The 12806-nt window shown below is 62.3% G+C and carries 16 protein-coding genes; 5 read left to right on the top strand and 11 right to left on the bottom strand.

All coding sequences use genetic code 11. The annotated features are described in order from the left end of the window. Positions 1 to 30: 30 nt before the first annotated feature. The 10 genes from AC0L3I_RS00745 to AC0L3I_RS00700 form a co-directional block, all read right to left on the bottom strand. Positions 31 to 615, bottom strand: a complete 585-nt coding sequence (locus AC0L3I_RS00745; protein WP_473486981.1) for a tetratricopeptide repeat protein — start codon at positions 613 to 615, stop codon at positions 31 to 33. Positions 616 to 832: 217 nt separating this feature from the next. Next, positions 833 to 958 (bottom strand): type B 50S ribosomal protein L36, encoded by a 126-nt coding sequence (gene ykgO, locus AC0L3I_RS00740; RefSeq protein ID WP_006327841.1) that lies wholly within the window; start codon positions 956 to 958, stop codon positions 833 to 835. A 200-nt stretch (positions 959 to 1158) separates the two neighbouring features. After that, complete coding sequence (locus AC0L3I_RS00735) at positions 1159 to 2235, bottom strand: 5-(carboxyamino)imidazole ribonucleotide synthase (RefSeq protein WP_473525642.1); 1077 nt, start codon at positions 2233 to 2235, stop codon at positions 1159 to 1161. Continuing rightward, positions 2232 to 2729, bottom strand: a complete 498-nt coding sequence (gene purE, locus AC0L3I_RS00730) for a 5-(carboxyamino)imidazole ribonucleotide mutase (RefSeq protein ID WP_123150292.1) — start codon at positions 2727 to 2729, stop codon at positions 2232 to 2234. Before purE ends, AC0L3I_RS00735 begins: the two co-directional genes overlap by 4 nt. A gap of 103 nt (positions 2730 to 2832) precedes the next feature. Further along, positions 2833 to 4038: an aminotransferase class V-fold PLP-dependent enzyme gene (locus AC0L3I_RS00725; protein ID WP_473525641.1), complete on the bottom strand. Its 1206-nt coding sequence runs from the start codon at positions 4036 to 4038 to the stop codon at positions 2833 to 2835. 24 nt (positions 4039 to 4062) lie between these two features. Then, a complete protein-coding gene (locus tag AC0L3I_RS00720) occupies positions 4063 to 4524 on the bottom strand; it encodes a RidA family protein (protein ID WP_123150178.1) in 462 nt (153 codons plus the stop codon). A 36-nt stretch (positions 4525 to 4560) separates the two neighbouring features. Beyond that, positions 4561 to 5355, bottom strand: coding sequence for an amino acid ABC transporter ATP-binding protein (locus tag AC0L3I_RS00715; RefSeq protein WP_473525640.1), 795 nt, complete (start codon positions 5353 to 5355; stop codon positions 4561 to 4563). Positions 5356 to 5359: 4 nt separating this feature from the next. After that, positions 5360 to 6010, bottom strand: coding sequence for an amino acid ABC transporter permease (locus AC0L3I_RS00710; RefSeq protein WP_473525639.1), 651 nt, complete (start codon positions 6008 to 6010; stop codon positions 5360 to 5362). Between the two features lies 1 nt (position 6011). Then, positions 6012 to 6677 (bottom strand): amino acid ABC transporter permease, encoded by a 666-nt coding sequence (locus tag AC0L3I_RS00705; protein WP_258121662.1) that lies wholly within the window; start codon positions 6675 to 6677, stop codon positions 6012 to 6014. 70 nt (positions 6678 to 6747) lie between these two features. Continuing rightward, positions 6748 to 7629 (bottom strand): transporter substrate-binding domain-containing protein, encoded by an 882-nt coding sequence (locus AC0L3I_RS00700; protein WP_473525638.1) that lies wholly within the window; start codon positions 7627 to 7629, stop codon positions 6748 to 6750. 123 nt (positions 7630 to 7752) lie between these two features. Here AC0L3I_RS00700 and AC0L3I_RS00695 point away from each other — a divergent pair, with 123 nt between their 5' ends. Then, positions 7753 to 8556, top strand: coding sequence for an IclR family transcriptional regulator (locus AC0L3I_RS00695; protein ID WP_473525637.1), 804 nt, complete (start codon positions 7753 to 7755; stop codon positions 8554 to 8556). Between the two features lie 31 nt (positions 8557 to 8587). On the opposite strand, the gene AC0L3I_RS00690 is transcribed toward AC0L3I_RS00695, so the two are convergent. Further along, a complete protein-coding gene (locus AC0L3I_RS00690) occupies positions 8588 to 8791 on the bottom strand; it encodes a YdcH family protein (RefSeq protein ID WP_077380473.1) in 204 nt (67 codons plus the stop codon). A gap of 240 nt (positions 8792 to 9031) precedes the next feature. On the opposite strand from AC0L3I_RS00690, the gene AC0L3I_RS00685 reads away from it, so the two are divergent. The 4 genes from AC0L3I_RS00685 to AC0L3I_RS00670 all read left to right on the top strand — a co-directional run bounded on the left by AC0L3I_RS00685 (position 9032) and on the right by AC0L3I_RS00670 (position 12573). Next, entirely contained in the window at positions 9032 to 9211 is a 180-nt protein-coding gene (locus AC0L3I_RS00685; RefSeq protein WP_095495322.1) for a YdcH family protein, read from the top strand. Between the two features lie 417 nt (positions 9212 to 9628). After that, positions 9629 to 10882 carry a flavodoxin-dependent (E)-4-hydroxy-3-methylbut-2-enyl-diphosphate synthase gene (gene ispG, locus AC0L3I_RS00680; protein ID WP_473486971.1) on the top strand — a complete coding sequence of 418 codons (1254 nt, stop codon included), beginning with the start codon at positions 9629 to 9631 and terminating at the stop codon, positions 10880 to 10882. A 4-nt stretch (positions 10883 to 10886) separates the two neighbouring features. Next, a complete protein-coding gene (locus AC0L3I_RS00675) occupies positions 10887 to 11759 on the top strand; it encodes a lytic transglycosylase domain-containing protein (RefSeq protein ID WP_473525636.1) in 873 nt (290 codons plus the stop codon). Between the two features lie 274 nt (positions 11760 to 12033). Continuing rightward, complete coding sequence (locus AC0L3I_RS00670; protein WP_473525635.1) at positions 12034 to 12573, top strand: class I SAM-dependent methyltransferase; 540 nt, start codon at positions 12034 to 12036, stop codon at positions 12571 to 12573. Positions 12574 to 12806: the final 233 nt, after the last annotated feature.

Raw genomic sequence — 12806 nt, 5'->3', positions numbered from 1 at the left:
CTCAAGTGGAATTGTCCGCCAACCGGGAAATCAAATTCCTTCGCCGGCAAGTTCTTCCGAAAGCGTGCCGACCTGATCCTGGGCGCTGCGCATCATCGGATAGATGCCGAGCACGCGCTGCCAGGCTTCCAGCGCCGACTGCTTGTGGCCGGTTACGGCCATGATCTGCGCCAGGCCGGACAGTGCGCCAAAATGGCGCGGCTCGAGCTGCAACGTGCGGTCGATGTCAGACATCGATTTTCCAAAGTTATTCATCATGAAATGTACGGTGGCGCGCCGGTTCCAGCCCTCCGCATAGGCCGGTTGCAAGGTCACCACTTGATCGAGAAAATCGAGTGCCACGTCGAATTTCTTGTCTTCGATCGCCTTTTGCGACCATTGCATCATCAGGTCGATCGAGGCGCTGCCGGATTGCGACCACTCGTGCGAGATGCGCGCGGCGATGCGCTCAGCGGCCTTTTCATTGCGCTGGCGCTTCAGGTCGACGAACAGCTGGTCGAGCCTTGCCTCCCTAGTCGTGGCAACCGGAGGGGCGACCGCATCGTCCGCTTGGGTTGGAAGCGAGGCGGAACCGAAAAGAAAAAGCGCCGCGAAGAATGCAAAAAGAATCCGCATGGCCGAGAATCTAACCCCGGACAGCAGATCGTCAAACTGAATTTAGCGTGAAAGGGCCGGCAGGCCGGTATTAGAGCGCCACGCGTCCTTTTGGACGCGTAAAGGACGCTCTAACATTCTGAATTCCTCGCATCGTACTTTCCGAAAATCGATTCCGATTTTGGGTCGATGCGGTACATCATGCAGGCGCGGAGGCAGGCGCCTCCACGCGAAAGACTCAACCCTGACGCGCCTTGTAGCGCGGAGCGGTCTTGTTGATGATGTACACGCGGCCCTTGCGGCGAACCAGCTGGTTGTCGCGGTGACGCGCCTTGAGCGCCTTGAGCGAATTCTTGATCTTCATGGTCTTGCCCGTCGGTCTGGGCCCGCTTGGGCCGAATTATTAAGGCGCGCTCGGAAAGCGCGCCTCTCAACTTGTGCGTGGCTCATAAACGAGGAGCCTTGTCCGTGTCAACCGCAAGCGTGCTTCATAAATGAAGCCAGCGTGGCGGAGTTTGGTTTCCTGCTCGACCGACGGCATTAGAGCGGTGCCGTCCTATAGCCTCAACGGTGACGGCTCATTCGCGTAAAATGGCCCATCTTGCGGCCGGGGCGCGCTTCGGCCTTGCCGTAGAGATGCAGCATCAGATCGGGCTCGGCGAGCAGGGCTGGAACACGCAGGATATCGTCGCCGATCAGGTTTTCCATGACACAGTCGACATGGCGGCCGGGATTTCCCAAGGGCAGGCCGGCGACGGCGCGAATGTGCTGCTCGAACTGCGAGACGATGCAGGCGGCCTCAGTCCAGTGGCCGGAATTGTGGACGCGCGGCGCGATCTCATTGGCCAGCAGCGCGCCGTCGGCAAGGACAAAGAACTCGATACCGATGACGCCGACATAATCGAGCGCCGCAAGTATCTTTGCCGCCGCCGCCTGCGCTGCAGCGGCGGTTTCGGACTCTATCCTGGCCGGCAGGGTCGAGCTGTGCAGGATGCCGTTGCGGTGGACGTTTTCTGCCGGATCGTAGGCGGCGAGCGAACCGTCCATGCCGCGCGCCGCGATCACCGAAATCTCGCGTTCGAAGGCGACGAAGGATTCGAGGATCAGCGGCACGTTGCCCATCGCCTCGCAGGTGCCGGCAAAGCCGCCTGTTTCCATGTTGCGGAAGACGCGCTGACCCTTGCCGTCATAGCCCATGCGCCGCGTCTTCAATATGCCGCTGCCGTCGAACTTTTTCAGCGCCGCCGTCAATTCGTCGTCATTGTCGACGGGACAAAAATCCGCAGTGGGAACGCCGATGCCGTTGAGGAATTTCTTCTCCGCCACCCGGTCCTGCGCCACTTCCAGCGCGCGCGCCGGCGGATAGACCGGGACCGTGACGGCAAGCGCGCTGGCAGCCATGACCGGCACGTTCTCGAACTCGTAGGTGACGACGGCGCTGACTGCAGCCAGTTCGGCGAGCGCAGCCGTGTCGTCGTAGGCGGCGGTGATCTGCCGGTTTGCGACCTGTGCCGCCGGGCAATCCGGCTGCGGTTCCAGCACGACTATGCGGTAGCCGAGGCGGGCCGCGGCCATGGCCAGCATGCGGCCGAGCTGGCCGCCGCCGACGATGCCGATGGTCGATCCCGCGGGCAGGCTCATGGCGTGTCCGTGGGCTCGGCAGCGACCCTGGCGGTCTGGGCGGCGCGCCAGGCATCGAGCCGGGCAGCGAGCTTTTCGTCGGTCAGCGCCAACACCGCCGCGGCCAGAAGGGCGGCATTGGTGGCGCCCGCCTTGCCGATGGCCAGCGTGCCGACCGGAATACCGGCCGGCATCTGCACGATGGAGAGCAGCGAGTCCTGTCCGGAAAGCGCCTTCGATTCTACCGGCACGCCAAAAACCGGGAGCGGCGTCATCGCCGCCGTCATGCCGGGCAGGTGCGCCGCACCGCCGGCGCCGGCGATGATCACCCGAAAACCGGCGGCCTTGGCGCCCTTGGCAAAATCATAGAGCCGGTCGGGAGTGCGATGAGCCGAGACGATCAGCCGCTTGTGCGGAATGCCCAGTGCCTCCAGCGTTTCGGCGGCGTGGCGCATCGTCGCCCAGTCGGACTGGCTGCCCATGATGACGGCGACGTCGGCGCGGTGATCGTCCAAGCTTCTGCTCCCGGCGGCAAAGGCGCGCATTAGCGGAATTCGGGATCGACGGCAAGGATGTGGTGCCTCCGCGCAGCATTCGGGCGCGAGGCACCATCATTACCTAATCCGGCCAGCGCAAGGCGCCGGCGCTATCCTTGCGGGCGGACTTCATCGCATCCGCCGGACGCTCGGCCGCGCTCAACACGGCCCGCAGGCGTTCGGCGACGATCTCCGCCTCGCCAGGATGAAGATTGCACGGGTCGAGGAAGAAGTGACCGCGCTCGACCTCGTGGTTGCGGACGATAATAGGGGGCGAACCGGCCGCCAGCGCCGAGGCAAGGCCGGCGGCGGTGAACCTGCTTTCGGGCGTAACAAACACCTGCAGGCGGTCGAGCGGATTGCCGGTCGGATCGGGAATGATATGCGCAGCGATACCGGGCGGGCCCTGCAATGCGTCCTTCCACAGATGCAGAGCGGCTTCTTCCCGCTTGCGGATGCCGGCATGGTCGCGCCGCTCCCAGGCTTCCAGCGCGGCCATGGTTCCGGCGATGCTTTCCTTGCCGACCTTCATCGCCCGCGCAACGCCACGATTCTGCAGATAGGCGGCCCGCACCAGATCCTTGCGCCCCGTCACGATGCCGCTTGTCGGTCCGCTGAGGAATTTGTGCCCACTATAGACGACGATGTCGGCGCCGCGTGCGAGAAAGCCGCGCAGGTCGTATTCGGAGGCGGCGTCGACGATCACCGGGACACCCCTGGCGTGGCAGATTTCGCAGAATTCCTCGAGCGAAAGCATGCCGTATTGCACCGTGTGATGCGCAACGACGTAGAGGCCGGCCGCGGTGCGGTCGCGGATCGCGTCGCGCACATGATAATCCTGCGTCACGCTGACCGTGCCGGCCGGTATGGTCCTGGCCCCGGCAAGCCGGATCGACTGGTCGATCGGCGCGCCGTAATTGACGATGTGGCCGAGCTGGACGATGACCTCCGACTTGAGGCCCTCGGTGTCGTCCGGCAGCCGCTCGATCGCGAGAAGGTTGGTGCCGGTCATCGTGCCGGCAATCGCCATGGTGATGCCGCTGGCGCAGCAAGCCGTGATGAAGCCGGCCTCGCCTCCTGTGAGGCGCGCGACGACCGTGCTTGCGGCGCGTTGCAGATCGTCCATTTCCACCCATTGCGAAGCGATCTCCGACATCGCGGCGATCGCTTCCGGGACGATGATCGAGGCGCCGAGCGCCGTCATCGTGCCGGAAACATTGATGATCGGGCGAAGGCCGAGCCGTTCGCGGATTGTCGTGTTGGAGCCGTTTGCGGAATAGTTTTTCATCTCGAGAGATCCCATTGGTAGATGTCAGGCAGCGATCTCGACGACCGCCTCGATTTCGACCGTAATGTTTCCCGGCAAGGAACCGACACCGATCGCCGAGCGGGCGTGCCCGCCGATACTATCGAAGACTTCGGCGAAAAGATCGGAACAGCCATTCACCACCTGCGGATGGTCGCTGAAGGTCGGGATGGCGTTGACGAAGCCAAGCAGCTTGACGACGCGCACGATACGGCCGAGGTCGCCTGCCGCGGCGTGCATGACGGCGAGCAGGTTCAGGCCGGTGAGACGGGCATGCTTATAGGCCTCTTCAACCGTGACGTCCTCGCCCACCTTGCCGGTGCAAAGCGTGCCATCGGCGCGCAGCGGCCCTTGGCCGGAGAGGAAGATCAGCCGCCCGCTTTCGGCGTGGGTGACGAAATTGGCGATCGGCGTCGGCGGCTCGGGCAGCGTCAGGCCCAATTCGGCGAGCCGGATGTAAGGCGTCATGAAAAGGCTCCTTGCGACAGCTTTCGCCGCCCGGTGTCAGAAATGCGAGGCACGAAACCGCGCCAGGAAGCTGCGAAGACGCTCATTGTCGATCTCGGTGCCCAGAATCTCGGCAGGCGGGCCCGCGGCGCTGACACCGCCATCCGCCATGAAGACAATGCGGCTCGACGCGTCGCGCGCAAAGGCCATCTCGTGCGTGACCATCACCATCGTCATGCCGTCCTCGGCCAGGCTGCGCACGACCTCGAGCACCTCGCCGACGAGTTCCGGGTCGAGCGCGGACGTTATCTCGTCGAGCAGCAGAATTTTCGGCTCCATCGCCACCGCCCGGGCGATGCCGACGCGCTGCTGCTGGCCACCGGAAAGCTCGGCGGGCAGGCTGTCGGCCTTGTGGGCAAGTCCGACCCGGCCCAGCCAGTGCTCGGCAATGGCACGGGCTTCGGTACTGCTCTTGCCGCGCACCTTGCGCAGGCCAAGCATGATGTTGCCGGCCGCCGTTAGATGCGGAAATAGGTTGAAACTCTGGAACACCATTCCGGTCTCGGCGCGCATCTTCGCCAGGTCGCGCTCGCTGCGGCGCTGGCGTGTTCCCGTGTCGCGGAAGCCGACCTCCTTGCCGTCGATGCGGATAGAGCCGCTGTCGTAGCTCTCCAGGAAGTTGACGCAGCGCAGCAGCGTGGTCTTGCCGCTGCCGGAAGGTCCGATGACAGTCACCACTTCGCCGCGTGTCACCTGCAGGCTGACGGAGCGCAGGACCTCGACGGATCCAAAGGATTTGGACACGTCGGAGACGTCGAGAAGCGCCGGATTGGCGGGCGGGGAGATGGACATCTTGCTATTCCCGGATGAAGGAGAAACGCCGCTCCAACCGTCGGCTGGCCAGGGAGAGGGCGTAATTGACGACGAAATAGATGACCGCACCGAGTATGTAGAGCGGCATCGCTTCGTAGGTGCGGCCGATGACCTGGTTGATGGCGTGCATCAGGTCGGTGATGCCGAGCAGCGAGACCAGCGCGCTGCCCTTCACCGCATCGGTGACGCCATTGATCCAAGGCGGCAGGAAGCGCCTGAACGCTTGCGGGAAGATGACGTAAGCCAGTCGCTGGCGAAAGGTCAGCCCGATCGCCATCGCCGCTTCGGACTGCCCCTTTGGTATGGAACCAACCGCACCGCGCAGATACTCGATGACCTGTGCCGTCTTGAACAGGGTGAGCGCCAGCACGGCTGCCCAGAAGGATTCCAGATGCATGCCGACGGCAGGCAGGCCGTAATAGACGAAGAAGATGAGCACCAGGATCGGAATGCCGCGAATGGTGTCGCTGAAAATGCGCACTGCCCAGCGCAGCGGAGCCGGTCCATAGACAAGGCCGACGCCCATCATCACACCGGCGATGAGCGACAATACCACGACCAGCAGCGACACCCACAGTGTCACGGCAAAACCCTGGGCCAGGAAGGGCAAGGCATAGGCGATCTGGCCAAGCATCCTAGTGCGCCGCCCTGAACCGGCGCTCGACAAGCCGAAGCGCATAAAGAAGCGCGTAGCCCGTCAAGAGGTACATCGCCGTCACCACAAGGTAGACCTCGACGATCCGGAAGGTGTTGAAGTTGATCCACTGGGCGCCGTAGGTGAGCTCGGGCACCGAAATGACCGAAGCAACGGACGTGTCCTTGAACAGCGATAGGAAAGTGTTGGAAAGCGCGGGCAGCGTTATGCGCAGCATCGTCGGCAGGCGCACATGGAGCAGCCTTTGCCATGGCGTCAGGCCAATCGCCTTGCCGGCGTCGAGCTGCCCGCGCGGAACCGCTTCGAGCCCCGAGCGGAACACCTCGACCAGATACGCGCCGCTATAGAGCGACAGCGTGGCAATGAATGAGGTCTGCGCGCTGTAGGCGATGTCGACCACCGTCGGCAGGCCGTAGAAGACGAGATAGACGAGCAGGATCAGCGGTACGTTGCGGATGAATTCGACATAGGCGGCGATGGCGGTCCGGACCAGCCGCCCGGCCGATACGTACCAGACCGCCAGAAGCAGCCCGATAACGATGCCGATCGCGATGGAGATCACGGCCAGTTCGAGGCTGAGCAGTAGCCCGCCCCAGAGCTTGTCGAAATGCCGCCAGATCAGGTTGAAGTTTAGGGTATAGCCCATGTGTCCCTGTCATATCGAGGGCTGTCGACGAGAAGGAGGCGGAAGGGCGCGGCCCTTCCGCCGGCTTGCATCAGATGACCGGGAAGCCGGGATGGCGCGCCGGCGGCTCCTGTCCGAAATAGTCCTTGAATGCAGCGTCATAGAGCGCCGTCTCATGGCCGAACATGGCGGTGGTGAAGGTCGTGTTGACGAAGGTCAGCCAGTCGGGGTCGCCTTGCCGAAGTGCGGCGCCGTAAAGCATCGAGAACCAACTCTTGCCGGCATCGAAGTATTTGTCCGGATTACGTGAGGCGAGCCAGCGGACCGTCGACAGATCGACGGCGGCGGCGTCGACGCGCTTCGATTCCAGTGCCTGCAGCACGTTGGCCTGCGTGTCAATCTGCATCACCTGCGCCTCCGGCAGGACGATGTGCACATTTGCCTCGGCATCGACGTTTTGCAGGATGGAAATCCGTGTCGCCGAACCGGCGGCAACCAGCTTGTCGAAGGTCTTGTTTTCGGCGTTCGGAAGGGTCAGCAAGGCGATGCCTTCCACGTAATAGGGCCGGGAGAAGTGGATCAGCTGCGAGCGCTGGGCGGTCATGGTCATGAACTGGATCGAGATGTCGACCTTGTTGGTGGTCACGTTCGGAATGCGCTGGGCCGGATCCTGCATGACAAATTCGACCTTGGTCGGATCGTCGAAAAGCCCCTTGGCAAGAATGCGCCCCATGGTGATGTCCATGCCAACCAGTTCGCCGGCATCGTTTTCGAAGTGCCATGGCGCGTTGGTGCTGCCGGTGCCGACGATCACTTTGCCGCGCTCGAGAACGGTGCGCAGCAGGCTGTCCGGTGCCGCTTGCGCCGCCGCCTTCTGAACATCGACCGTTGCTGCTGCGCCCACCACTCCGGCCGTTGCGAGCCCGGCCATTCCCAGTTTCAGAAATTCACGTCTTTTGGATGTGTCGTTCACGGCGACCTCCTTTTCGTGTTGTGTTCCCCTTTGCCGATACATGCATCAGTGATCTGCTGGATTGTCTCTTACAAAAGACACATGTATCCTGTACAAGACAGATACTAACATCAGGAACAAGTAATGCAAGATGGCAATGCCTTGGCAGTTCGGCCGGACGCTGGTCCGGACGAAGACAGGAATTCGGGCTCTCGCGAGAAGGGTCTCAACCGGGTGCTCCATATCCTGGAGTTTCTTCACGCGAACCAGCGTGCGATCGGGATTGGTGATCTCGCCAAGGGAGTGAATGCGCCGCGCTCAACGATCTACACGCTCGTGCGCTCGCTCGTGGATGCGGGCCTGCTGGAAATGGCCGGCGACGGTAATCGGGTCTATTTCGGGAAGAAGCTTTATCTCTACGGAATGGACTATGTGCGCGGCAACGACCTACTCAGGCGAGGGCGTCAGGAAGTCGACAACCTGTCGCGCGAGACAGGCGAGACCTCCGAATTGTGCATGCTGCAAAGCGGCCGCTACACGATTGTCCATTCCAGTCCAGGCACCAGGCCGTTCCGGATCAGTTCGGCCACAGGTCTGCAGATCCCGCTTCCGTGGACCGCTTCCGGGCGGTTGCTTCTCGCCGGTTTCGAAAGGGCGGTGATCGAAGACATGGTGTCCGAAGATGATCTCGTCCTGCCAGACGGCCGCAGATTGCTGCTGGACGACTTCATGACCGATATCGCTACGGCTGGGGCTGCCGGCTACTGTGTAACCTCAGGTCTTGTCGACGCCTATACAAAATGCCTTGCCGCGCCGGTCTTTTCAGCTGCCGGCAAGGTCGAGGCGACGATATGCCTGGTGGTTCCAATCGACACTTCCGAGGAGAAGACCGGCGATCTTATCGCCCTGCTGCGCGAACGCGCCGCGAGGCTTTCGATCACGGGATGAGCAGAATTTGTCGACCGTAAGTGGGATTCGCTCACGCGATGATGTCGGGGATGATCCGGTCTTCCAGCGCCATCAGCCGGTCTTTCAGGAAAAGTTTCTTCTTCTTCATGCGCTGGATCTGCAGAGGGTCGCAGTTCATGGCGATCATCGCGTTGATGGCCGCGTCGAAATCGGCGTGCTCCTGCTTCAGCCGAGAATATTCGAGGCGGATATCAGCCTGTTCCTGTTCGGACATTATCTACCGTCTGCACGTCTGCGGCGCCCAAAAATGGGCCTGATTGGGCGAGGCCGGAGGTATCTTGCACCGGCGCGCAGCCAATACCACATTTCGTATTGTCGTGGAATGCTACCACGCAGCATTCGACATCGATGCCCGATAGTGGCACACTGTCATTATGCCGTCACAGAAGCGAACTTGCGGTGGACGCGCCTTGGACGGCTGCAATCGAGGAAACCATGAAAGGGAGAACCAATCATGTCTCTTGCATCCCATCTTGATGAGCTGCAGCGGAAACACGGCGACATCGAACGCGAAATCGATGATGCGATGAACCATCCATCGGTCGACGACCTCGAAATCGTGAATCTCAAGCGGCGCAAGCTGGCACTCAAGGACGAGATTGAAAAACTGAAGGCGAAACCGACCAAGCACTGACGCTCTTCTACAGCGCCGGCGTCCTTTAGGCGCGCAAAGGACGCTGTAGCCCTTCTGATTTGGCGCATGATCCCAGCGAAAATCGATTCCGATTTTCGAAATCATGCGCGGGGATAGCTGCGCCGCTTTCGGCGCGACTTTTCCGGTGGCAGCCATGCCGTCGGAGCGTTCCCTTGTTTTGTTCCGGCGACGTGGACAGGAAAGATGGCTTGCCGGCCGTCTTCCTGTTATCGATTCGGCAGGTCTGCCTGCCTGTCGCCATTGACAAGCCATCTTTGCTCCTCCACCTCATGCCCGGACCTTCTACAGCGCCGCGCGTCCTTTCGGACCCGCAAACGACGCTGTATTTTGATTTTTGCGCATGATTGTTTCCGGAAACCGATTCCGGAATTCGGAGCTAACAAAGGGCAGCCGGCCATGACCGGATATTTTTCCTCTCCCTTCCCGCGCCGCACCTCGGTCGGTGTCGATGTCGGCGGCGTGATGGTCGGCGGGGGTGCCCCTGTCGTCGTTCAGTCGATGACCAACACCGACACCGCCGATGTCGACCAGACAGTTGCTCAAGTTGCGGCGCTACATCGCGCCGGCTCCGAGATCGTGCGCATCACCGTCGACCGCGACAAGAGTGCTGCCGCCGTGCCCGCCATCCGCGAGCGGCTCGGACGGCTCGGCATCAACGTGCCGCTGGTCGGCGATTTCCACTATATCGGCCACAAGCTGCTTGCCGACCATCCGGCTTGCGCCGAGGCGCTGGCCAAATACCGCATCAATCCCGGCAATGTCGGCTTCAAGGACAAGAAGGACCGGCAGTTCGCGGCGATCGTCGAGATGGCGATCCGGTACGACAAGCCGGTGCGCATCGGCGTCAACTGGGGGTCGCTCGACCAGGAGCTTCTGACCCGGCTGATGGACGACAACCAGCGGCAGGGCTTTCCGCTGACCGCGCAGGAAGTGACGCGCGAGGCGATCGTGCAGTCGGCGATCCTATCGGCCGAAATGGCCGAGGAGATCGGCCTTGGCCGCGAGAAGATCATCCTGTCGGCCAAGGTCAGCGGCGTGCAGGATCTGATCGCGGTCTACACCGAGCTTGCCACCCGCTCCAACCACGCGCTGCATCTCGGCCTCACCGAGGCCGGCATGGGTTCGAAAGGCATCGTCGCCTCGTCCGCGGCGATGGGCATCCTGCTCCAGCAAGGCATTGGCGACACGATCCGCATCTCGCTGACACCGGAGCCGAACGGCGACCGCACGCGCGAGGTGCAGGTGTCGCAAGAACTCCTGCAGACCATGGGGTTCCGGCAGTTCGTGCCGATCGTCGCCGCCTGCCCCGGCTGTGGCCGCACGACCTCTACCGTGTTCCAGGAACTCGCCCAGAATATCCAGGCGGATCTGCGCAAGAACATGCCGGTGTGGCGTGAAAAATACCCCGGCGTCGAGAACCTCAAGGTCGCGGTGATGGGTTGCATCGTCAACGGTCCGGGTGAATCCAAGCATGCCGATATCGGCATTTCGCTGCCCGGCACCGGCGAGACGCCGACGGCGCCAGTGTTCGTCGACGGCAGCAAGGCGGCGACGCTGCGCGGCCCTTCGATTGCCGCCGACTTCGAAAAAATGGTCGCCGATTATATCGAGCAGCGGTTTGGGCAACCTGGCAAGGCTGCGGCGGAGTAGGTCGATGCGGCGCTTCCGCTGGGCGACGCCGATTTTGCTTGGTGGATTGGTTTTGCTTGGTGGGCTGGGCTGGGCGACAGCCGCCCACGCCGATCCGCCGCGCCCCGCCAAGCAGCGGCTGCTCGACCGTGTTTGCAACTTGATCGAGGCCCATGCGGATCAAAACGGCCTGCCCAAGGATTTCTTTGCCCGGCTGATCTGGAAGGAAAGCCGCTTCGATCCCAATGCGGTCAGTCCGGTCGGCGCCGAAGGCATAGCCCAGTTCATGCCGGGCACCGCCAAGATACGCGGTCTCGCCAACTCCTTCGATATCGAGCAGGCCATCCCCGCCTCGGCAAAATATCTCGCCGAAATGAAGACCGGCTTCGGCAATCTGGGCCTGGCCGCCGCCGCCTACAATGCCGGTGAAAGCCGGGTATCGCGCTGGCTGAGTTCCGGTGGCTTCCTGCCGATGGAGACCGAAGACTACGTTCTGGACATCATGGGCGAGCCGGCCGACAGGTTCACCGACACCGCCTATACCGGCACCATCCAGCCGCTCGACAAGAAAGCGAGCTTCGCGGTCGCCTGCCGCAAGCTGCCGGTCATCAAGTCCCAAACCGTGGCCATGGCGTCGATCAACATCAAGCCGTGGGGCGTGCAGGTGGCCGGCAATTTCCGCCGCGCCGCCGCGCTCAATCAATGGACTGGTGTGAAGCGCCGGTTTCCGGCTTTGCTTGGCGGGCATAATCCGGTGGTCAGCCGGGTGCGCTCGCCGATCGGCAGGCGCGGCATCTATGCGGTCCGGATCGGCGCCGACTCCAAAGCCAAGGCCGACAACATCTGCCAGAAACTGCAAAGCGTCGGCGGTGCATGCATTGTGGTGCGGAATCGGTAGGGTTACCGACTGATTGGCCGCCAAACCGCCGAAGCTGTGCTTTCATTTCACGAATTCTGCTGATCCATGGCTCGAGCGATAGGCCCACGATGATCGACCGTCTCTAGGCGATCCCGATCTCGTCCAGTTCTACGATATCGAGAACGAAGGCGGCGTGGACTTCTACTATTGCGTCGGCTTTGCCAGTATGCGGGCTGCGTTCTCGACCTCGGCTGCGGCACCGGACAATTGGCCGCCGCGCTCGCCGACCGGCGCAGGGTGACCGGCGCCGGCGATGCTCGATATCGCCCGCCGCAGAGCCGGCGGGCAGAGGGTCGACTGGGTCGAGGCCGATGCGCGAAACGTCCGGCTCGGACGACGCTTCGATCTGGTGCTTTTGACCGGGCGCGCCTTCCAGGTGTTCCTCACGCCAGAAGATCGACAGGCGGTGCTTCGCACGATCGCTGCTCATCTGGCTCCCGATGGGCGCTTCATCTTCGACACGCGAAAACCAGCCACGGAGGAATGGCTCGAGTGGACGCCGGAACGGTCGCAACGGGAACTGAGTCATCCCGGATTGGGCACGGTAAGAGCGTGGAACGATTTCCGCCACGATCCCGCTAGCGGTGTCGTCACTTACTCCACCCATTACGAAATTCCCGACAGCGGACGGGTGCTCAGCGCCGAATCGAAAATCGCCGTCCCGACAAAGGAAAGCCTTGCGCAGATGCTGGACCAGACCGGGCTGGTCGTCGAAGAATGGCTCGGCAGTTGGCGTGGCGAGCCATACGCTCCGACATCGCCCGAAATCATTCCGATCGGCCGGCTGCGCTAGCCCGGACGTTGCTCTTTGAGCGGTTCCTCATCTTTTGCCTTGACCGAATCAGCACGCGGACAATCTGAAGGCATAACCGGCCAATTGCGGCGCTGCGCTGGCGACGTGCCCACCGATGCAGTTCGTGAGCATCGCGCAGGTTTGGCTGTTCTGAACGCATCGCACCTCCTCGCCAGTATTTTTGGATGCTGAGGAGGAAATCATATTATTTAGTGCGTGCGCCGATAATCGGT

The sequence above is a fragment of the Mesorhizobium sp. WSM4840 genome (genome assembly GCF_055811755.1).
This window is presented reverse-complemented; position numbering and strand designations above follow the sequence as displayed.